This window comes from Halorubrum ezzemoulense DSM 17463 (genome assembly GCF_002114285.1).
Lineage (GTDB): Archaea > Halobacteriota > Halobacteria > Halobacteriales > Haloferacaceae > Halorubrum > Halorubrum ezzemoulense.
Window position 1 is genome coordinate 40,517 of sequence record NZ_NEDJ01000013.1, and the last position, 19,412, is coordinate 59,928.

Sequence of the window (19,412 nt, forward strand, 5' to 3'; positions counted from 1 at the left end):
GTCGCGGCGTCAGTCGTCGGCCGGCGTTGCGCCGGAGCCGCCGTCGGCGTGCTGCTGTTTGACCCACGAGAGCTTGCCGCCGGCCGCGAGGATGTCGCGCTCGCGCTCGGAGGCGTCGAGGTCGGCGGTGAACTCCCACTCGCCGTTGACGCTCACGGTGAACTCCTCCTGCCCGGAGCGGACGCCCGCGGGCACGTCGTCGACGATTTCGAGGTCGTCGCCCTGGTCGATCTCCTCGTACGTCTCCTCGTCGATCGCCAGCGGGACGATCCCGAAGTTGAACAGGTTCGCCTTGTGGATGCGGGCGAAGCTCTGCGCGAAGACGGCCTCGATGCCGAGGTACATCGGACAGAGCGCGGCGTGTTCGCGCGAGGAGCCCTGGCCGTAGTTCTCGCCGGCCACGAGGACGCCGCCGTCGGCGTCGAGCGCGCGGTCGGCGAACGTGTCGTCGACGCGCGAGAGCGTGAACTCGGAGAGCTTCTCGATGTTCGAGCGGAACTTCAGGATGTCCGCCGTCGCCGGGATGATGTGGTCGGTGGTGATGTTGTCCTCCATCTTGAGGAGGGCCTCGCCGCCGTCCACGTCGATGTCGTCCTTCAGCGGCACGTCGCCGATGTTCGGACCCTTGACGAGCCCGTCGTCGATCGCCTCGTCGGGCGAGATGATGTCGGAGTCGTCCTCTCCCATGCCGGGGCCGTACTTCGTACCCATTTCGAGACCGGGCGCTTCGAGGTCGCCGAGCTCGTCCGCGAGGTCACGCGGGTCGACGATCTCGCCGGTGATGGCCGCCGCGGTGGCGACCTCGGGCGAGCAGAGGAAGACGGAGTCGTCCTCGATGCCCGAGCGGCCCTCGAAGTTGCGGTTGAAGGTGCGCAGCGAGACGGAGTCGGAGGCGGGCACGTGACCGATGCCGGTACACGCGCCGCAGGTCGCCTCGGAGAAGTTGACGCCGGCCGCCATCATCTCCGCGGTCCAGCCCTCGCGTGCCAGCATCTCGGAGGCCTGCTTCGAGCCGGGCGCGACGATCATCTCGGTCTGCTTGGCGACCTCGCGGTCCTCCAGCATCTTCGCGCTGGGGAGGATGTCCTCGTAGGCGCCGTTGGTACAGGAGCCGACGATGACCTGCTCGACGTCGGTGCCCTCGTACTCGCTGACGGGGGCGACGTTGTCGGGCATCGAGGGGGCGGCCACGAGCGGCTCGAGCTCGGTCAGGTCGACCTCGATCGTCTCCGCGTACTCCGCGTCCTCGTCGGGCTGGAGGTCGACGAACTCGTCCTCGCGGTCCTGGCGCGCGAGCCAGTCCTTCGTCTTCTCGTCGGTCGCGAAGATCGAGGAGGTGGCGCCGAGCTCGGTGCCGAGGTTCGTGATCGTGGTGCGCTCGGGGATCGTGAGCTTCTCGGCGCCGGGGCCGGTGTACTCGAAGATCTTGCCGACGCCGCCCTTGACGGTCAGCTCGCCGAGCAGGTGGAGCGCGATGTCCTTCGCGGTCGCCCACTCGGGGAGCTCGCCCTCGAGGTGGACGTTGACGACCTCCGGCATCTCGACGTAGTAGGGGCCGCCGCCCATCGCGACGGCGATGTCGAGCCCGCCGGCGCCGATCGCGAGCTGGCCGAGCCCGCCGGGGGTCGGCGTGTGCGAGTCGGAGCCGAGCAGCGTCTTGCCGGGCGCCGCGAAGTTCTCCTTGTGGACTTGGTGGCAGATACCGTTGCCGGGCCGCGAGAAGTACGCGCCGTACGTGCCGGCCGCGGAGCGGAGGAAGCGGTGGTCGTCGGTGTTCTTGAAGTCGAACTGGTACGTCTGGTGGTCGCAGTACTGCGCGGCCAGCTCCGTCTGGACCTCGTCCATTTCGAGGGCCTCGAACTGGAGCCACACCATCGTCCCCGTGGTGTCCTGCGTCAGCACTTGGTCTATCTCGATGCCGATCTCCTCGCCGGGCGTCAGCTCGCCCTCGACGAGATGCTCATCGAGGATCTTCTCTGTAATCGTTTGTCCCATATCATCCGCAGTTGGCTCTCCCGTGGATATAAAACCCGCGAGTTTCCCGAAGATCGACCGTGTTAGATCGTCCGATGCGGCAACGTTCGCTGTGAACTCACAGTGGTACCATACACCGTGAAATACGTAGCCGTGCCGAGTATTTTAGGTCATTAAACGCCTGAAACGGCCGAAAACCACCGTCTCAGCGCCTCCGGCGAGAGCTGCCGCTTTCCGCGCGAGCGACCCGCGGCGCGGTCGACACCGTTTAGGCTCGGCCGCGGTTCCGGACGCGCATGTTCGATTCGGGAGCCGCGGTCGCGGCGGCGCTCTCCGCGGCCGGCGCCGACCTCGACGACGCGCAGCGACAGCCGAACGGCGTCGACCTCACCGTCGACGCGCTGTTCGAACAGGCGGAACCGGGCCGGCTCGGGCGCGACGGGAAGCGCGTGGGCGAGCGCCGGGAGCTGGAGCCGCGGGGCGACTGTTACCGGCGCGAACGCGGGAGCTACGTCGTCCGGTACGGCGAGCCGGTGCGGATCCCGGACGAGCGGATCGGCTTCGTCCTCCCGCGCTCGACGCTGCTGCGGAACGCCTGTACCCTCGACACCGCGGTGTGGGACGCGGGCTACGAGGGGGTCGGCGAGGGGCGCCTCGACGTGGGACACCCGATCGAGATCGAGCCGGGCGCGCGGATCGCGCAGCTGGTGCTCGCAGAGGCCGACCACGACGGGACGTACGACGGCGCGTACCAGCAAGAGAACCTCTGAAACGATCGGTTGGCGCCCGTCGGCCACATCCACCGCCGCGCGCGAGTGCGACGCCGCTGGGCGCACCGGTCGGTGACGAGCGCTTCCACCACTACCACGCCGTCGTCGCAAACGGACGGAACACCCGTAGCTCGGGAGTCAAAGGAACGAACGGCACGCCCGTGCCGGGAAAAGGTGGCACGAGCGTGTCGTTCAGTAGGTCCCCGCTGACGCTTCGGCCCTCCAAGCGAAGCGTCACCTGAAACAAGCGGAGGTAGATACTTAAGCGTGCCGGGGGCGGCAGCGTTATCGTATTAGCTAGCGGCAAGATGTTCACAACACGTGACCAACAGGAACCGAAACAGCCCGACTGCGGTCCGGTCCCGTCGACTCGGCGGCGGACTCTCTCCCGCTACTGGCGGGCGGGGTGGTCGGCGCGGAGCCCCGTCTGTCCTTCGCCGAGGAGTCGCTCGCGGAGCGTCTCACCCGGCGGCTCGGCGTCGGCCGGGGGGACGAGCCCGCGCTCGCGGAGCTCCGGGACGACGAGGTCGACGAAGTCGACGAGCGAGTCCGGGCGGACGACCTCCTTGACGTTGAACCCGTGGACGCCGACCTCTTCGTGCCAGCGCTGGAGCTCGTCGGCGATCACCTCCGGGGTGCCGACGATCTTCGGCGAGGTGGTGCCGAGCCCGCAGAACTCCGCGACTTCGCGGACCGTCCACTCGCGGTCCGGCTGCGCCTTCGTGAACGCGTTCATCGTCCCTTGGATCGCGTCCGTCTCGATGTGTTCGACCTTCTGGTCGGGGTCGAGTTCGGATAGGTCCATGTCGAGGAAGCCGGACAGCAGCGCGAGCGTCGCCTCGACGTCGACGTGCCGCTTGTACTCCGCGTGCTTCGCCTCCGCGAGCGCCTGCGTCTCGCCGACGATCGGCACCACGCCGATGAAAAAGCGGAGGCTCTCGGGGTCGCGCCCGGCGTCGGCCGCGCGCGACTTCACGTCCGACATGTACTCGACGACGCCCTCCTCGGTCGGCTGGCTGGCGAAGACGGCCTCGGCGTTGCGCGCGGCGAACGACCGGCCGTAGTCGGAGGAGCCGGCCTGGTAGACGACGGGGGTGCGCTGAGGCGACGGCTCGCAGCCGTGCGGCCCCGGCACAGAGAAGTGATCGCCCTCGTAATCGATCGCGTGGACCTTCTCCGGGTCGCTGTACCGCCCGGCCTCGCGGTCGACCTCGACCGCGTCGTCTTCCCACGACTCCTCCCACAGCTCGTAGCAGACGTCGAGGAACTCGTCGGCGCGGTCGTAGCGCGTCTCCTTGTCCATCCGATCGTCGAGGCCGAGGTTCGCCGCGGCCGACTCCAGGTACGAGGTGACGACGTTGATCGCCACCCGGCCGTCGGTGAGGTGATCGAGCGTCGAGAACTCCCGCGCCAGCTGGTAGGGGTGGGTGTACGTCGTCGAGCGCGTCACCGCGAAGCCGAGGTCGTCCGTGACCTCCGCCATCGCGGGCACGACCAGCTGCGGGTCGTTCGCTGGCGTCTGGACCGCCCGCTCGACGGCCGTCTCGCGGTCGTCGCCGTACACGTCGTAGATTCCGCGCACGTCGGCGAAGAACACCGCGTCGAAGCCGCCGCGCTCGGCGGTGCGCGCGACCTCGGTCCAGTACTCGCGGTCGGCGTAGTCCGCCGACCGGTCGCCGGGGTACCGCCACGACCCGGGCGAGACGTGCTCCACAGAGGTCATGGTGAAGAGGTTGAGGTGTAGGTGATCGGACACGGACCACCGTACGCGTTCCGGGGTAATACGGCCACAGGAAGTGGCGTCACTTGTCGCGGTCGCGGACGCCTCGCGACGGAGACGCGCGGGGCGACCGCCGACCGGACGCCGACCCGCGGGCCCTACGCGGAGACCGACTCCGGCGAGGAGACGTACGCGGCGAAGTCGGAGGTGGTGATGATGCCGATGGGGGTCCTCCCGTCGACGACCGGGACGTGGTGGAACCCGCGTTCCAGCATCGTCGCGGCGACCGCCGACACGTCGTCTTGCGCGCCGGTGGTGATCGGGTCGCGCGTCATGTACCGCTCGACGGTCGTCTCGGCTTTCGGTTGGCTCTTGGCGACGATGTCGACGAAGTCCGTCGAGGTGAGGATCCCGACGAGGTCGCCGTCGTCGTCGACGACCAGCACGGAGCTGATGTCGTTTTCGAGCAGCACCGCGGCCGCGTCCTCGACCAACGTGTCCGGCGTCACCGTGTGGAGGTCCGTCGACATCAGTCGCGCGACGAAGACGTCTTCGATCTCGTCCATACCGGAGAGACCCGCCCTCGCCGTATAAGCGTTCTCACAGATACCGTGAGAGCCCGGACTGACGGCGCGGGCCGTCCCCCTCGGGAGCCGCGACCCACGCCGTCCGTTCGTCGCGGAGGCCGTCGCGCTCGGCCGCCGGCGGGTCGGCCGCCTCGAACGCGGGACACCCGCCTCCGCACTCGCGGCCGGGGTCGACGACGCGGTCGAAGTGCGCGCAGCGCGGTCGCCCGTCGGCGGTCGCCTCGCCGTGCGCGCACGCCGGCGGCTCGGGGCGCCACCCCTTCCCGTAGGCGCGCTCGGCGACCCGCCGCCGCTTGCGGGCCTTCGCCTCGGGGCCGACGAGCGCCACGTCCGTGCGGGAGGGCCGCTCGTCGCGGATCTCGACGCCCGGCGCCGCCGGGTCGAGCGGCGTCGGCTCGCGGACGACCTCGCGCTCGCCCGTCTCCGGGTCGAACCGCCAGACGCCGACCGCGTCCGGGATCCGATTGAGGTGCGCGCGGGTGACGTACGAGGCGGTGGCGAGGACCACCTCGTCGAAGAGTCCGAGCGCGGCGTCGTACCGGAGCTGCGCCTCCAGGTCGCCCGGCGTCCCGAGGTCGGGCTTGTTCTCGACGGCGACGAGCTCGCCCACCCAGTCGTCCGGGTAGCGCGCGGTCGCGCGGACGACCTCCCGGCCGTTCCGCCGCTCGCGTTCGAGGTAGCCGACCTCGACCGCGCGGTCGACGACGGCTGCGGCCCGGTCCGGCGGGAGGTCGAAGGCGTCGGCGACGGGGACGGCCTCGCCCGGGCCGACCGCGGCCTCGACGGCCGGACCGGGGATCCGCTCGGCGCTGATCGCGGCGCGGTCGTCGAAGCCGGGTCCCGGCGACAGCAGACAGACATCGACGATGCGCGCGCCGGGCGTCTCGACGCCCGCCCCGAGCTGGCGGGCGACGACCCGGTCAGGCGATTCGAGCGCGGCGCACAACGCCAGCTCGAACCGGTACTCCATACCGCGAACAAGGCGGCCTCGGGCTAAAACGCGTCGCCGCCCTCTCGCCGTGAGTCGCCGCCGTCGCGGTCGCGTCACCGCGAGTCGTCACCCACGCGGTCGCGTCCCGCCGACCGCGGTCCGGTCGTCCGAAACCGGTATTCCCCGCGGGACCCTACGGCGACCATGCGCCGGGTCACCCGGAACCTCCTCATCGCCATCGTTCTCGTCGTCGTTGCGCTGCTCGCGCTCGGCGCGCTCCCGAGCTACCTCGGGAGCGGCGACCCCTACTACCTCACCGTCGAACCGATCGAGACGAACGGCACCGCCGCCGACGTGAACAACGTTTCCGACCGCCGGTACCCGTACCTGATCGGTGCGATAGAGAGCCCTGACGGGCGCTCCGACGGCTACCAGGCCGGGCCGTACGGGATGAAAGAGTGGTTCACCCACACCCCGTTCGACGAGGTCGACGCGCTCACCCAACAGGTGCCGAACGCCTCGACTGAGACCGGCGTGCGGGTGCGCCGCGGCGGCGAGGTGTACCACGCCGAGGTGGTTCGCCCGTGACGGACGAAGACGGGGCGCCCGGCGCGGACGAGGGACCCGCCGGCGCCGACGCGCCGGCCGCCGACCTCCGCGAGCTCCCCGCGTTCTCCGACGGGCGCAACCACTCGCTGCCGGGCGAGCCCGAGTGGCCGGTGGAGGAGGTCGTCGTCGAGTACGACGAGGGGTGGTTCGTCGGCGGTTACGACCGCGTCGAGCAGCCCGACGGCACGGAGAAGAAGTACTACTGGGCGGAGCTGTCGCCCGCGACGGTGATCGTCGCGGTCGCCGACGACCGGGTGCTGTTCGTCGAGCAGTACCGGCCCACCGTGCGGAACACGCAACTGGAGCTCCCGGCCGGAATCGTCGAGTCCGGCGAGTCCTACACCGAGGCCGGTGCGCGCGAACTCGCCGAGGAGACCGGCTTTGCGCCGTCCTCGACGTCGCTGCTCCAGGAGGTGTGGTGTTCGACGGGCGTGTTGCGCCACACGCGCGGCTACGTGTTCGCCGAGGGGTTGGAGCCGGTCGACGTCGACCACGACAGCAACGAGTTCCTCGCGCCGCGAGCGGTCCCGGTCGACGAGGCGCTGGACATCGCCCGGGAGCCCCCGACGAACGACGCGACGCTCGAAGGGCTCCTGCTCGCCGAGCGCGAGGGGCTGTTGTAGGCGACCCCTCCGGGCGTCCGCCGGCGACCGGACAGAACCCGACACGCGTCCAGTTCACGGGGCCAACGCGGAGGTATTAATCGCTGCGGCCCCTCAATAGACGTATGAGCCACGCATCGGAGCAGTCGGTGTTGCTGTCGGACGACCCCCCGCTCGATCTCCGCCTCTCGGACGACGAACTTGCGGCGACCCGCGAGCGCATCGTCTCGTTCATCCGCGACGTCGTCGACGACGCGGGCGCCGAGGGGGCGGTCCTCGGCCTCTCGGGCGGTATCGACTCGACGCTCACCGCCCACCTCGCGGTCGAGGCGCTCGGCGAGGACGGCCTCCACGGCCTCACGATGCCCTCGGCGGTGAACGACGCGGACGTGATGAGCGACGCGGAGCGCGTCGCCCACGACCTCGGCGTCGAGTACGACGTGATCGAGATCCAGCCGATCGCGGAGGCCTTCTTCGACGCGGTCCCGGAGGCCGCGACGGACCAGATGGCGGCCGGGAACGTCTACGTCCGCACCCGCGCCGTGTTGAACTACTTCGTCGCTAACGCCGAGAACCGGGTCGTCCTCGGCACCGGGAACCGCGCCGAGGCGATGACCGGCTACTACACGAAGTACGGCGACCAGGCGGTCGACTGTAACCCCATCGGCAACCTCTACAAACAGCAGGTGCGCCAGCTGGCCGCCCACGTCGGCGTCCCCCGCGACCTCGTGATGCAGGAGCCGACCGCGGGGATGTGGGAGGGCCAGACCGACGCCGAGGAGATGGGGCTCGACTACGACACCGTCGACGCCATCCTCGCGGTCCACGTCGACGGCGGACTCTCGCGGTCGGCGACGGTCAGCGAACTCGACGTGCCCGAAGAGGCCGTCGCCCGCGTGGTCGACCTCCACGAGCGCAGCGCCCACAAGCGGGCGATGCCCCCGGCGCCCGCCCGCGAACTGTAACGCCCGCGTCGCGCCCCTTCAGAACTCCCGCATCGCTTCGAGCACGTCGTGCGCGGAGCCGTCGTCGATGGCCTCGCGGGCGGCGTCGAGACCCTCCTCGATGGAGTCGGCGTCGCCGCCGGCGTAGATCCGAAGCGCGGCGTTGACCGCGACCGCGTCCGCGAAGGCGCCGTCTCGCTCGCCCGCCAGTACCTCCTCGGTGATCGCGGCGGAGTCGGTCGCGACGTCGTCGACCGCGAGGTCGTCTTCCTCGAGGTCCATCCCGTACTCCGCGGTCTCGATCTCGAAGTCGTCGAAGGACGCGCCCTCGCTGCCCTCGCCGTCGTCGCCCGACGCGTCCCACTCGGCGACCTTGGTGTAGCCGGGGCGTACGTCGTCGTACCCCTCCATGCCCTGGAACATCAGGACGCGGTCGAGGTCGTGGAACTCGCTTTCGACGAACGTGTCGACCACCTTCTTCGCGAACGCGAGGTGGTAGAAGGAGCCGAGGTGGACGGACGCGCCGGCGGGGTTCGCCAGCGTCTCGACGGTGTTGACGAACGACCGGACGCCCATCTGGTCGCGCCGGTCGAACAGGTCGTCGATGGCGGGGTTGAACGCGGGCTGGTAGTAGAAGCCGAAGCCGGTCTCGTCGACCATGTCGGCTGAGTCGGCGGGGGTCAGCTCCGTGTGGACGCCGAGCTCGTCGAGGACGTGTTTGTACGCGTCCTGCTTCTGCGTGGGCACGCGGTCGCCCGAGTGGACGACGACGGGAGTGCCCGCGGCGGCCGCGACCGCGCCCGCCGCGACGCCGAGGATCGCCGTCCGTCCCTTCCCGTCGTAGTTCGCGCCGCAGTCGACGGGGTCGGCGTCGGGTTCGGCGTACTCGACGCGGTCGCACATCACGTCGACGTACGCGCCGAGCTCCTCGGCCGTGTTCCGCTTCCAGCGGTTTGAGAGCCAGAACGCCCCGAGCGTCGTCGGGTCGGGCTCGCCCGCGAGGATGCGCTCGAACGCCTCGGTCGCCTGCGCGCGCGTCAGGTCGTCGGCCGACTTGTGGCCGGAGCCGCAGACCTCGGTCATCAGCCGCTTGAGGGGCCAGTCGCCGAACTCCTGAGTCGCCTGAGCCATACGCTCCGTTAGGCTTCTCGCACGAAAAGTCCCCCGTTCGACTCCCGCACCGCGGGAACGAGAAGGACCGCCTCCGCCCTCCGACTCGACGCGGCAACACCGCGCGCGAGCGATGAGCCGGGACGGCGCGACCGCTCTCGCCCGATCTGTGGTACTTACTCACACAGTACAAATGAACGAATGTCTTGTTCTGTGAGAAAATATATGAATAAAAACTAATCTTGCTCTGTAAGTGTGCCGTATCGGAGTCAAAATAGCGTTAGAGTTATATGCTTGTCCAGATAGTTAGCGATCGTACCCGATGACGTCCAAATCCGTCGCCACCGCGCTCACGCTGTATCGGTCCCGCACGCTGACGCTCGAACAGGCCGCGACCGTCGGCGGCTGCTCGACGGCGCAGTTGGAGAAGAGCGCCCGGGCGTTCGCGCCGACGCCCGGCGAGGCCCCCGCCGACGACTGAATCACCGTCGCGACGCCCGGCGAGGCCCCCCGCCGACGACCGACGCTCCACCCCGACCGACGCTCCGCCCCGAACGTGGTGTCCCCCTGACGGTCGGCGCCCTCCGAAACCCGTACGTACACTCCGCCCCAAGCGTTTCCAATGAGTTTGGACGCCGACTGGCGGGCCGACCTCGACGCGGTCGACGCGGCCCTCATCGACGAGTACCAGAGCGGCTTCCCCGCCGAACGCCGTCCGTTCGAGCGGGTCGCCCGCGAGATCGCGGCCGAGACGGGCCTCGCGGTCGACGCCGACGACCTCCTCGACCGCGTCCGCGACCTCCGCGAGCGCGGCGTGTTCCGCCGGTTCGGTGCGGTGCTCAACCCGCCGGTCATCGGCTCGTCGACGCTCGCGGCGGTGCGCGCGCCGGACGACCGGTTCGACGAGGTCGCCGAGGTGATCAACGGGTACCGGCAGGTGAACCACAACTACCGCCGCGACCACGAGTGGAACCAGTGGTTCGTCGTCACCGCGGGCTCCCGCGAGAAGCGCGACGAGATCCTCGCGGAGATCGAGGAGCAAACCGGCTGCGAGGTGCTCGCGCTCCCGATGCTCACGGACTACTACATCGACCTTGAGTTCCCCGTAGTCAACGCCGACCGGTTCGCGCGGGAGTCGCTCGACCACACCGACGTCTCCGCCACCCGCATCTCCGAGGACGCGCGCGGCGACCTGAGCCCGCTCGAAGCGGACCTCCTCTTGGCGATCCAGGACGGCTTCCCGCTGTCCGCGACCCCCTACGCCGACGTGGCGAACGAGATCGACGCGCCCGTCGACGACGTGCTCGCGGCGGTCGAGCGCCTCCTCGCCGACGGCTGTATCAAGCGGATCGGTTGCGTCGTCAACCACGTCGTCACCGGCTTCACGAACAACTGTATGGTGGTTTGGGACGTGCCGGACGAGGAGCTCGACGAGCGCGGCGAGGCGGTCGGCAGCCTCCCGTACGTCACGCTCTGTTACCACCGCCCGCGTCGCCCCGACCAGGACTGGGAGTACAACCTGTTCACGATGATCCACGGTCGGGAGGCGGAGGCGGTCGACGCGAAGATCGACGAGCTGGCGACCGACCACCTCCCGTTCGACCACGAGCGACTCTACTCGACCGAGACGCTGAAACAGACCGGCGCGCGCTACGAGGACCTCGTCGCGGACGACGGGTAACGCAAAAAATCTCCGCGGCTCAGTCGTCGCCGAGGGCGGCCGTCCGCTCTTCTGCCGCCGAGTCGGCGGCGGCGAACTCACCGGCGCCGAGGCGGTCGAGCGCGTCCGCGCCCGCGACCGCGATGACGACGAAGCCGACCTTCGAGACGATGTCGAGGTAGACGAACACGAGCATCTCCGTCGCGGGCGTCAGCAGGCCGAAACCGGTGGGCGCGAGCAGCCACACGACCGGGTACAGCGTCCACAGCACCACGGTGATGTTCCGCAGCGTGCCGAAGACGGCGCGGACCCGGTCGCCCTCCGCCGATGCCGACCGCGGGAGCGCGACGAGCAGCCCGTAGACGAGCGCGAGGTACGCGGCTCCGCCGACGGCGAAGGCGGCCCACGACACCGCTCCGCCGGTGGCGGCGGCGGTGACCCCGCCGGCGATGACCACCACGTCGACGCCGATCAGCCCGGTGAGCACCCGTCGGGACGGGCGGGCGAGCAGCCCGAGGTAGAGGAGTATGAGCGGCGTGGTCACGAGCCAGTCGACGTACCGGACGACCTCCAGCTCGCCGGCCGCCGTCGACAGCGTGCCGACGCCGAGCGCCATCGCGAGGTACGCGAGCGCCGCGACGCCGGTGACGCCGGCGAGGGTCCCGTAGTAGACGCCGTGCGACTCGTCGGTCGCCGACGATCCGGAGAGCCACGCCCACAGCGGGGGAACCGTTCCGGCGCCCATCGCGAGCGCGCCGATCCACGCCCAGACGGTGGTGTCGACGAGCATCTCAGTTCACCCCCTCCCCGGCGGGCGCGTCGTCGCCCCCGCCGCGCGAGAAGTCAAACTCGCTCCCGTCGCCGTCGCCTCCCCCGTCGGGGACGGCGGTGGCGCCGTCGGCCGCCGCGCCGCGGCCCGTCCCGTCGCCCGCGGCGCCGAGACCGTCGCCGGCCGCGAACTCGAAGTCGTCGACCGCGTCGCGCAGCGCGAGCGCCCGGTCGGAGAGCGACCCGGCCGCGGTCTCGACCGCCCCGAGAGTCCGCTCCTGCTCGTCGACCGCACCGGTGACGTCGCCGGCCGCGCTGGCCGTCTGCGCGCTGATCGCGGAGACGTCCTCGACGTGGCCGACCACCGCGTCGACGGAGTCGGCCTGCGTCTCCGTCGTCCGGGTGATCTCGGTCATGCTCGCGTCGGTGCGCTCGGAGGCCTCCGCGAGGCGTTCGAGGGCGTCGATCGAGGTCTCGACCGTGTCGACGCCGGCCGAGATCCGCTGTTCCGTGCGCGCCATCGCGTCGGCGCCCGTCTCCGCGCGCTCCTGGACGGAGCGGATCCGGGCCTCGATCTCGCTCGCCGACTCCTGGGTCTCCTCGGCCAGCGCCTTCACCTCCTCGGCGACGACCGCGAAGCCGGCGCCGTCGGCCCCGGAGCGGGCCGCCTCGATGGAGGCGTTCAGCGCGAGCAGGTTCGTCTGCTCGGCGATCCCCGAGATGGTGTCGCCCACCTCGCCGATCTCCTCGACCCCCGCGGCGAGCGCCCCGACCTCCGCGGTCGTCTCCGCGGTCGTCTCCTCGACCGCGTCCATCTCCGCGAGCGCCTCCTCGGCGGCCTCGCGACCCTCGTCGCCGACCTCCGCCGCGTGTTCCGCGGTCTCCGCCACGTCGGTGACGGTGGAGGCGACCTCCTCGGCCGAGGACGCGAGGTTCTCGGCCTCGTCGGTCGCCGCCCGCAGGTCGTCGCGCTGGGTGCGCGCGCCCTCGGCGATCTCCTCGACCGCCTCGCTCACGGTCCCTGTCGTCGCCCGCAGGTCCTCCGTGCGGTCGTCGACGGTCCCGGCCACGTCGGCGGTGTCCTCGGCGACGGTCGCGACGGACGCGACCGTCCCCTCCAGCTCGTCGGCCATCTCGTTGAACGCGGCGCCCACCCGCGCCATCGCCTCGTTGTCGCTCTCGGGGTCGACCCGGCGCGTCAGGTCGCCGTCGGCGAGCGCGCGCATGGCGGACTCGTACTCGGTCGCCTTGTGTTCGACCGTCTCGGCGCGCGTGTCGGCCTCCCGTCGCGCTCGTTCCGCCTCCTCGCGGGCCGCTTCGGCGTCGGAGATCTCCGAGCGCAGCGAACCGCGCATCTCGTCGAACGCGTGGAACAGCCGCCCGATCTCGTCGGTTCGCCCGGTGTCGAGACGCACGTCGAGCTCTCCCTCGGCCATCCGCTCGGCCTTGTCAGTCAGTTGCCGCAGGGAGATGACCGTGTTCGAGCCGACGGTGACGCCGATGAGCGCGAGCCCGATCACCGTCAACAGCGTCATCCCGACCAGTCCGGAGCGCACTTCGGCGCCCGCGGCGCCGGTCCCCTCCGCGCGTAGATAGACGATGACTCCGTACGAAACTGAGACCGCCATGACCCCGATCAGCGACAGAGCGAGCTTCGCACCGTAGCTCGATCGGACGCCCGAGGCCGATCCCTCTTGCATGTATACCGAACGGCAGAGATCCTATCGTCATAATAACTCCTCCCCGAATATTACCAGTGATACTCTGCTCGCGGTCGAGTCGGGCGGTACCGGCGGCTCGGCGAGCGGAAAGCGAGCACGTGCGCGAGGCCGCCGGGCCTGACACCCCGATCCGCCGGGACCGGTACGTTGAGGGCGTCGCCGCCCGCACGGACGCGCATGGTGACCGCCTTCGACAGACTCGGATACGGGACGTACAAGCTGGCCGCCGGCGAGGAGTGCGCGGCCGGCGTCGCCCACGCGATCGAGACCGGCTACCGCCACGTCGACACCGCCCAGGGGTACGACAACGAGGCCTCGGTCGGCGACGGGATCGGCCGGAGCGACCGCGACCGCGAGGACCTGTTCGTCGCGACGAAGCTCTCGACGGACAACCTCTCGTACGACGACGCGGTCGAGACCGCCCGCGCCAGCCGCGACCGGCTCGGTGTCGACTCGATCGACCTGCTGTACGTCCACTGGCCGATCAACACCTACGAGCCCGCGGAGACGCTGCCCGCGCTCGACGACCTCGTCGACGACGGGGTGATAGATCGGATCGGGCTCTCGAACTTCGAGCCCGACGAACTCGACGAGGCGCTCGACCGCCTCGACCACGACGTGTTCGCCCACCAGGTGGAGTGTCACCCCCTGCTTCAACAGGAGCGGCTCCGCGAGTACGCCGTCGAACACGACCACTGGCTCGTCGCCTACTCGCCGATCGCGCGCAACCGCGTCGCCGAGGTCGACGCCCTCCGAGAGATAGCCGCGGCCCACAACGCGACCCCGGCCCAGGTGAGCCTCGCGTGGCTGCTCTCGAAGGAGCGCGTCGCGCCGATCCCGAAGGCGGCCGACTTCGGCCACGTCGAGGACAACTGGGCGGCCCGTGAGATCGACCTGACGGACGAGGAACTCGCCCGGATCGACGCGCTTGACCGCCGCGAGCGGATCGTCGACTTCGAGGAGGCGTCGTGGAACCGAGACCGATCTCCGTAACGCTCAATACCGGTATTGTGGCCTCATAGTCGGTTTAACGAGGATTCGGATCGAACCCCCGCCCGTGTCGGACCCGAACTCGCGGACCGACGCCGGCCCGCCCGCCGGCGGCTCCCCGAGCGGCGACTCGGACCCGGACGGCGAGTCCGGTCTCCGCGACCGTCCCGCCCTCCTCGCGGCGACGCCCGGGACGGACGCGGTGCTCGATCAGCTCCGGACGCTCGCGGTCCTCGCTGGCCTTCTCGTCCTCCTCGTGACGCTGATCGCTGTCGAGCTGCTCGTTCGCATCTGAGCCCGCCGGCCGACCGAAACTGAACGCGAGACCCGCCCGATCCGGCACTCGACCCGTCCTCTCCGTCGGTTTCACTTCCGCTTTCGGGCGCGTTTTTAAAAGGCGCGGGCGAGACAGGTCCGGTATGGGCCAGTCCACGTTCGATGACGACGACCTGTTCGGCGAGGCGGCCGCGGAGACCCGCGCGGAGGTCGAAGATCACCTCGCCGCGGCGCGCGAGGAACTCCCGGACCCGGACGCGGTGTGGGAGACGGACGCGGACAACGTCCTCGGCGCGCTCAACGGACTGAAATCCGCGCTCGACGCCGGCGACGCCGTCGACAGCGTCCGCTCGGCGAAGAAGGCGTACGTCCTCGGCGAGCGCGCCGACGCCTTCGAGGACGCCGCCGACCTGAAAGCGGAGATCGAGGAGCTCGAATCGCTCGTCGGCGACATCGAGAGCGCCGCCGACGAGGTCGCCTCCCTCACCGGCACCGTCCCCGCGATCCGCGGGGCGCTTCAGGACGCGGCGGACGAGGAGTAACCCTCCGGCCGCGCCCTACGTCGACTTCCGGTCAGCGACCGCTTCCGCCAGCGCCGCGAGCGCCGCGCTCGCGCGGTCGAGCAGGACCGCGCCCCGCTCGGCGTCGCCCTCCCGCGGGTCGCCGACGACGCCGTTGTCGGTGAACTCGGCAGAGTCGTGCGCGAGGTTCACCCCAGACACCCACTCGCCCCACCGGTCGGCGGCGCCCGCGCTCGCATCGTCGACCCGCTCCTCGCGGACCAAGTCCGGATTCGTCGCGCGCAGCAGCGCCGTCTCCAGCGGGCCAGCGTGACCCATGTCGCTCGCGTGGTCGCCGACCGACTCGAACCACGTGAACGCCACCCCGTACCCCGCGTGGGCGTCGTCGCGCGAGAAGCGGTGGGCGACCTCCGCCAGCGCCTCGACGTTCCCCCCGTGCCCGTTGACGAACACGACGCGGTCGACCCCGTGCGAGACCAGCGACTCCGCGGACTCCCGGACGTACGCCCGGAACGTCTCCGGGGAAACCCACATCGTCCCGTCGAAGGCGCGGTGCTCCTCCGCGACGCCGACCGGGATCGGCGGCGCGACCGCGACCTCCCCGCGGTCCGCTCCCGGCTCGCCGCCCGACCCCTCGTCGTCCGTTCCCGTCTCCTCGTAGGCGTCCGCGCTCGCCTCTGCGACCGCGACGGCGTTCAGCGCGTCGGTGCCGAGCGGGGCGTGCGGCCCGTGCTGTTCCGTGCTGCCGACCGGGAGGAACGCGACGTCGATGTCGGCGTCGCGAACGTCGGTCCACGTGACCTCGCTGAGGCGCATACCGACGCCTCGGTGGCCGGCGTCGTATAGCCGGCGGTCATCGCCGATGCCGAGTGGTCACCGCCGGCGTCTGGTGGTCGCCGCGGCGCAGGGGCGGTCGACCGCTCGCGAGACATGGGCGCTCGCCCCGCGGCCGCTCCCGGGGTATTATGACGCTTCCCGCGGATCGCGGCTCCATGAGCGGTGACAACGCGGATCGCGACACGGGGACACGCGACTCGGCTCCGGCCGTGACGTTCGGCCCGCTGAAGCGGGCGCTCCGCGAACACCGCTATCCGGTGACCGCGGCGGAGTTGATAGAGCAGTACGGCGCCGCGACGTTGGAGACGCCGACGAGGACAGCGCGGCTCGACGGGCTGCTCGAAGGGCGCGAGGAGACGCAGTTTCGGGATCCGTCGGAGGTCCGCGAGGCCGTTCTCGATGCGCTCGGGCACGCCGACGCGTCCCCGGAGGCGGCCGCCGACGAGTGGACGCGGCTTCCGCGGTGACTCTTCGGTCGAGCCCCGCCCCGTTCCGCTCGGCGCGCGGCCCCGATCAGTCGTCGTCGGTATCGGCCTCTTCGACTATCCGCGCCGTGCGCTCCTGCGCGCGGTCGATGAACTCCTGCGGGAGCTCGTCGATCTCGCCCGCCTGAACGCCCCAGAGGTGCGCGTACAGCCCGTCGTTGTCGAGCAGCTCGTCGTGCGTCCCCCGCTCGGCGATCTGCCCGCCCTCCAACACGAGGATCGTGTCTGCGTCCTTGATCGTCGAGAGCCGGTGGGCGATCGCGAACGTCGTCCGCTCCTCGGTGAGCCGGTCGAGCGAGCGCTGGATCAGCATCTCCGTCTCCGTGTCGACGTCCGAGGTCGCCTCGTCGAGGATGAGGATGTCCGGGTCCTTGAGCACCGCCCGCGCGATGGTGACGCGCTGGCGCTGCCCGCCGGAGAGCTTCACGCCGCGCTCGCCGACCATGGTGTCGTAGCCGTCGGGGAGGTTCTGGATGAACTCGTGCGCCTCGGCGGCCTCGGCGGCCTCGCGGACCTCCTCGTCGGTGGCGTCGAAGGTACCGTAGGTGATGTTCTCGCGGACCGTCCCGTAGAACAGGTACGAGGACTGCCCGACGTAGCCGATCGAGCGACGGAGCGACTTGAGCGTCACGTCGCGGACGTCCTGTCCGTCGATCTCGATCGACCCCTCGTCGACGTCGTACATCCGGAGGAGCAGCTTGAGCACGGTCGACTTCCCCGCGCCGGTCGGGCCGACCAGCGCGAGCGTCTCGCCGCCCTCGACGGCGAAGTCGACGTCCTCGACGATCGTCTCGTCGTCGTAGCCGAAGGAGACGTCGTCGTACACCACGTCGCCGTCGCCGACCGTCAGGTCCTCCGCGCCCGGGTCCTCGGCGAGCCGCGACGGCTCGTCCATCAGCCCGAAGATCCGCGCGGAGGAGGCGCGGGCGCGCTGGTACATGTTGATGATCTGCCCGAACTGCGCCTTTACACAGAATTGGTTTGGAACAATCTTTTTCAATATCCGGGTAGAAGCGTGATTCATGGCTAACACCAAACGCGGGCGGTTACAGAATGAGCAAAGAAGATTAAAACGAAATCACGGGAGAGGATACGGTCCTATCCCTGAAATCGATAGAAACGGGATTACTGAACTAATAGAAGCTTACGATGAAGAGAACCTTAGTGCATCCAAACCTTCGGGAGAGTCCTACAGAACCGTAGCAACACTATCAGCATGGCTTGAGAGGTTAATCACTACCTCAAAGCGTATGGACTCTCCTTTAATGGAAGCTTCTTCGGACGAAATCAATCAGGTAATGATGAATATGCACAAAAAAGACGGGTTATCAAAAACTACAGTCAGAAATTACCAATATGCTGTAAGACGGCTTATCAGATTTCACGACTTAGAACATATAGAACCCGAAGAAGTATCGGCATATGAACCGGACGGGGAAGGTATCGATCCGTCAGATATTCTGAACCGAGAGGAAATAGAAGAATTGAAAGAAGCAGTTGATTCTAGTCGTGATAATGCTATTCTTCATTTATTACTATATACAGGTATGAGAAACACGGCTTTGAGAACATTACGCTGGAAAGATATTAGACTAGAAGAAGGTGCATCGGGTAGATACCGAGTTAATCCCGAAGCAGAGGGAACCAAAGGCGCGGGAGAGGTAGGAGAGTTTAGACCATTACTCGGTGCGACCGGCGCACTAAGAGACTGGAAGCAGTATCACCCTGAACCAAAGGCGGATAACTATGTTATCACTCAAAAGCCGGGATATAGGGGGAAGATAGATCCAACTGAACCCGTTACGTCGGAAACTATCCGATATACGACTCACAAAATCATGGATGAAGCAGAGATCGATAAACCCGCGAAACCACACTTCTTTCGGCATAATTTCGTTTCTATCTGTAGGAGAGATTACGATATGGATGACGACGTAATAAAGTGGTTAATTCATCACGGTGATTCTTCGGACGTTATGCGAACTACTTACAAACATTTGTCTGACGATGAATGGATACACAAAGCAGAGGTTTCCGCCGGATATGCTGAACCCGAAGAAGAATCCTCTCTTACTCCTATGTCATGCGACGTTTGTGGTCACTCTCTCGGTCCTAATGATGTAGCCTGTAGTATCTGTGGTAATGTGTTCTCTCCCGAAGCTCATAGCACTAAACAAGAAATTGAAGAGGATATGTATCAAGCAAAAGGAGAGTTAGACGGGGAAGAAGAAATCTCTCTGGATAATATGAATGATGAAGTAGTTAATCAACTCAAAGAAGAAGTATTGAAAGAGCTTACCGACAACTAGTAAGCAAAGACACTACCCTCTGCTTGTTTCTCTGTCGGCTCTGTCGGACTCTCTAGCGATTCTTTGGGTTCAGTAGTAGTTTGGGACGTATCCAAATCAAACGACTGTAGAAGCTCTTTAGCGATCCATGAAGCAGAACAATCAGCATTAGCCACTACCCGAAGATCCTCCTTATTTTCTTTAACTGCTTCTTCTAAATCACTCATATCTATTTGCGGCTTGTAGCATACTCAATAAATGGCTTTCGTGAGAAACGTTACCAAAACAGAAAAAGACGCCCCTTCCTAACATGGTGGAAAAGGAAGAGAAGGCGGCTTGTTTTTTCCCTTATTTCAGGGAAAGGGTAGTGAATTACCCTCATCATATAGTTTGAGCTACAGGTATAAATATTTGTTCATTTTCTTTGGATATTTTTGGACAAATGTGAATCTCAGTTTTATTATATGTCTCAAAATTGGGACTTAACTAAAAAGCCATATTAGACCCATAGGGATTGGGTCGATATCCGTCGCTTAAGAGAATTTAACCCCCCTATCCCATTCAAACCCCTGAAAATGACTGTTTCAGAGAGTCAACCCCCCATTTTACAGATTATTAT

The 19,412-nt window shown here is 67.6% G+C and carries 20 protein-coding genes and 1 pseudogene; 11 read left to right on the plus strand and 10 right to left on the minus strand.

Annotated features, from left to right (window positions below):
* Positions 1-9 precede the first annotated feature (9 nt).
* Positions 10-1,995, minus strand: coding sequence for an aconitate hydratase (locus B9H04_RS05760; RefSeq protein ID WP_085682526.1), 1,986 nt, complete (start codon positions 1,993-1,995; stop codon positions 10-12).
* A 275-nt stretch (positions 1,996-2,270) separates the two neighbouring features.
* Here B9H04_RS05760 and B9H04_RS05765 point away from each other — a divergent pair, with 275 nt between their 5' ends.
* On the plus strand, positions 2,271-2,744 hold the full coding sequence (locus tag B9H04_RS05765) for a deoxyuridine 5'-triphosphate nucleotidohydrolase (protein ID WP_085682527.1): 474 nt from the start codon (positions 2,271-2,273) through the stop codon (positions 2,742-2,744).
* A 391-nt stretch (positions 2,745-3,135) separates the two neighbouring features.
* On the opposite strand, the gene B9H04_RS05770 is transcribed toward B9H04_RS05765, so the two are convergent.
* The 3 genes from B9H04_RS05770 to B9H04_RS05780 form a co-directional block, all read right to left on the minus strand.
* A complete protein-coding gene (locus B9H04_RS05770; protein ID WP_049932214.1) occupies positions 3,136-4,500 on the minus strand; it encodes an LLM class flavin-dependent oxidoreductase in 1,365 nt (454 codons plus the stop codon).
* A 122-nt stretch (positions 4,501-4,622) separates the two neighbouring features.
* Positions 4,623-5,030, minus strand: a complete 408-nt coding sequence (locus tag B9H04_RS05775) for a CBS domain-containing protein (protein ID WP_049932217.1) — start codon at positions 5,028-5,030, stop codon at positions 4,623-4,625.
* A 34-nt stretch (positions 5,031-5,064) separates the two neighbouring features.
* Entirely contained in the window at positions 5,065-6,021 is a 957-nt protein-coding gene (locus B9H04_RS05780) for a DUF5787 family protein (RefSeq protein WP_049932219.1), read from the minus strand.
* A 165-nt stretch (positions 6,022-6,186) separates the two neighbouring features.
* Here B9H04_RS05780 and B9H04_RS05785 point away from each other — a divergent pair, with 165 nt between their 5' ends.
* The 3 genes from B9H04_RS05785 (at position 6,187) to B9H04_RS05795 (ending at position 8,158) form a co-directional block, all read left to right on the plus strand.
* Positions 6,187-6,570, plus strand: coding sequence for a hypothetical protein (locus tag B9H04_RS05785; protein WP_049932220.1), 384 nt, complete (start codon positions 6,187-6,189; stop codon positions 6,568-6,570).
* On the plus strand, positions 6,567-7,214 hold the full coding sequence (locus tag B9H04_RS05790; protein ID WP_049932223.1) for an NUDIX hydrolase: 648 nt from the start codon (positions 6,567-6,569) through the stop codon (positions 7,212-7,214). Before B9H04_RS05785 ends, B9H04_RS05790 begins: the two co-directional genes overlap by 4 nt.
* Positions 7,215-7,318: 104 nt before the next feature.
* Positions 7,319-8,158 (plus strand): NAD+ synthase, encoded by an 840-nt coding sequence (locus B9H04_RS05795; protein ID WP_085682528.1) that lies wholly within the window; start codon positions 7,319-7,321, stop codon positions 8,156-8,158.
* A gap of 18 nt (positions 8,159-8,176) precedes the next feature.
* Here the strand turns inward: B9H04_RS05795 and B9H04_RS05800 are convergent, their stop codons facing one another.
* A complete protein-coding gene (locus tag B9H04_RS05800) occupies positions 8,177-9,268 on the minus strand; it encodes an anthranilate phosphoribosyltransferase (RefSeq protein WP_049932227.1) in 1,092 nt (363 codons plus the stop codon).
* Positions 9,269-9,569: 301 nt separating this feature from the next.
* On the opposite strand from B9H04_RS05800, the gene B9H04_RS18600 reads away from it, so the two are divergent.
* Together B9H04_RS18600 and ahbB are read left to right on the plus strand one after the other, a co-directional pair.
* Positions 9,570-9,728, plus strand: coding sequence for a DUF7317 family protein (locus B9H04_RS18600; protein ID WP_167373093.1), 159 nt, complete (start codon positions 9,570-9,572; stop codon positions 9,726-9,728).
* A 141-nt stretch (positions 9,729-9,869) separates the two neighbouring features.
* A complete protein-coding gene (gene ahbB / locus B9H04_RS05805; RefSeq protein ID WP_049932229.1) occupies positions 9,870-10,928 on the plus strand; it encodes a siroheme decarboxylase subunit beta in 1,059 nt (352 codons plus the stop codon).
* A gap of 19 nt (positions 10,929-10,947) precedes the next feature.
* Here ahbB and B9H04_RS05810 read toward each other — a convergent pair whose 3' ends face one another.
* Both B9H04_RS05810 and B9H04_RS05815 read right to left on the minus strand, forming a co-directional pair.
* A complete protein-coding gene (locus B9H04_RS05810; RefSeq protein ID WP_049932230.1) occupies positions 10,948-11,697 on the minus strand; it encodes a bacteriorhodopsin in 750 nt (249 codons plus the stop codon).
* A gap of 1 nt (position 11,698) precedes the next feature.
* Entirely contained in the window at positions 11,699-13,375 is a 1,677-nt protein-coding gene (locus tag B9H04_RS05815; RefSeq protein ID WP_085682529.1) for a methyl-accepting chemotaxis protein, read from the minus strand.
* Between the two features lie 198 nt (positions 13,376-13,573).
* Here B9H04_RS05815 and B9H04_RS05820 point away from each other — a divergent pair, with 198 nt between their 5' ends.
* From B9H04_RS05820 to B9H04_RS05830, 3 genes are all read left to right on the plus strand, one after another.
* A complete protein-coding gene (locus B9H04_RS05820) occupies positions 13,574-14,389 on the plus strand; it encodes an aldo/keto reductase (RefSeq protein ID WP_049932233.1) in 816 nt (271 codons plus the stop codon).
* A 64-nt stretch (positions 14,390-14,453) separates the two neighbouring features.
* Complete coding sequence (locus tag B9H04_RS05825; protein ID WP_049932234.1) at positions 14,454-14,681, plus strand: hypothetical protein; 228 nt, start codon at positions 14,454-14,456, stop codon at positions 14,679-14,681.
* A gap of 124 nt (positions 14,682-14,805) precedes the next feature.
* Positions 14,806-15,204: a DUF5790 family protein gene (locus tag B9H04_RS05830; protein WP_049932236.1), complete on the plus strand. Its 399-nt coding sequence runs from the start codon at positions 14,806-14,808 to the stop codon at positions 15,202-15,204.
* Between the two features lie 15 nt (positions 15,205-15,219).
* Here B9H04_RS05830 and B9H04_RS05835 read toward each other — a convergent pair whose 3' ends face one another.
* Positions 15,220-15,999: a creatininase family protein gene (locus tag B9H04_RS05835; protein WP_049932238.1), complete on the minus strand. Its 780-nt coding sequence runs from the start codon at positions 15,997-15,999 to the stop codon at positions 15,220-15,222.
* Positions 16,000-16,175: 176 nt separating this feature from the next.
* Here B9H04_RS05835 and B9H04_RS05840 point away from each other — a divergent pair, with 176 nt between their 5' ends.
* Positions 16,176-16,487, plus strand: coding sequence for a DUF5789 family protein (locus B9H04_RS05840; RefSeq protein WP_049932239.1), 312 nt, complete (start codon positions 16,176-16,178; stop codon positions 16,485-16,487).
* A 46-nt stretch (positions 16,488-16,533) separates the two neighbouring features.
* Here the strand turns inward: B9H04_RS05840 and B9H04_RS05845 are convergent.
* Positions 16,534-17,469 (minus strand): annotated as a pseudogene (locus B9H04_RS05845) (ABC transporter ATP-binding protein); the annotation flags it as partial.
* Between the two features lie 58 nt (positions 17,470-17,527).
* Here B9H04_RS05845 and B9H04_RS05850 point away from each other — a divergent pair.
* Entirely contained in the window at positions 17,528-18,814 is a 1,287-nt protein-coding gene (locus B9H04_RS05850) for a tyrosine-type recombinase/integrase (protein WP_080508594.1), read from the plus strand.
* Here B9H04_RS05850 and B9H04_RS17910 read toward each other — a convergent pair.
* Positions 18,811-19,020 (minus strand): hypothetical protein, encoded by a 210-nt coding sequence (locus tag B9H04_RS17910; protein WP_139835029.1) that lies wholly within the window; start codon positions 19,018-19,020, stop codon positions 18,811-18,813. The genes B9H04_RS05850 and B9H04_RS17910 overlap by 4 nt on opposite strands.
* Between the last annotated feature and the right edge of the window lie 392 nt (positions 19,021-19,412).

Coding starts and splice junctions, on each gene's coding strand:
- B9H04_RS05760 (WP_085682526.1), bottom strand. CDS start 1,995: ATGGGACAAACGATTACAGAGAAGATCCTCGATGAGCATCTCGTCGAG.
- B9H04_RS05765 (WP_085682527.1), top strand. CDS start 2,271: ATGTTCGATTCGGGAGCCGCGGTCGCGGCGGCGCTCTCCGCGGCCGGC.
- B9H04_RS05775 (WP_049932217.1), bottom strand. CDS start 5,030: ATGGACGAGATCGAAGACGTCTTCGTCGCGCGACTGATGTCGACGGAC.
- B9H04_RS05780 (WP_049932219.1), bottom strand. CDS start 6,021: ATGGAGTACCGGTTCGAGCTGGCGTTGTGCGCCGCGCTCGAATCGCCT.
- B9H04_RS05785 (WP_049932220.1), top strand. CDS start 6,187: ATGCGCCGGGTCACCCGGAACCTCCTCATCGCCATCGTTCTCGTCGTC.
- B9H04_RS05795 (WP_085682528.1), top strand. CDS start 7,319: ATGAGCCACGCATCGGAGCAGTCGGTGTTGCTGTCGGACGACCCCCCG.
- B9H04_RS05800 (WP_049932227.1), bottom strand. CDS start 9,268: ATGGCTCAGGCGACTCAGGAGTTCGGCGACTGGCCCCTCAAGCGGCTG.
- B9H04_RS18600 (WP_167373093.1), top strand. CDS start 9,570: ATGACGTCCAAATCCGTCGCCACCGCGCTCACGCTGTATCGGTCCCGC.
- ahbB (WP_049932229.1), top strand. CDS start 9,870: ATGAGTTTGGACGCCGACTGGCGGGCCGACCTCGACGCGGTCGACGCG.
- B9H04_RS05810 (WP_049932230.1), bottom strand. CDS start 11,697: ATGCTCGTCGACACCACCGTCTGGGCGTGGATCGGCGCGCTCGCGATG.
- B9H04_RS05815 (WP_085682529.1), bottom strand. CDS start 13,375: ATGCAAGAGGGATCGGCCTCGGGCGTCCGATCGAGCTACGGTGCGAAG.
- B9H04_RS05820 (WP_049932233.1), top strand. CDS start 13,574: ATGGTGACCGCCTTCGACAGACTCGGATACGGGACGTACAAGCTGGCC.
- B9H04_RS05830 (WP_049932236.1), top strand. CDS start 14,806: ATGGGCCAGTCCACGTTCGATGACGACGACCTGTTCGGCGAGGCGGCC.
- B9H04_RS05835 (WP_049932238.1), bottom strand. CDS start 15,999: ATGCGCCTCAGCGAGGTCACGTGGACCGACGTTCGCGACGCCGACATC.
- B9H04_RS05840 (WP_049932239.1), top strand. CDS start 16,176: ATGAGCGGTGACAACGCGGATCGCGACACGGGGACACGCGACTCGGCT.
- B9H04_RS05850 (WP_080508594.1), top strand. CDS start 17,528: ATGGCTAACACCAAACGCGGGCGGTTACAGAATGAGCAAAGAAGATTA.
- B9H04_RS17910 (WP_139835029.1), bottom strand. CDS start 19,020: ATGAGTGATTTAGAAGAAGCAGTTAAAGAAAATAAGGAGGATCTTCGG.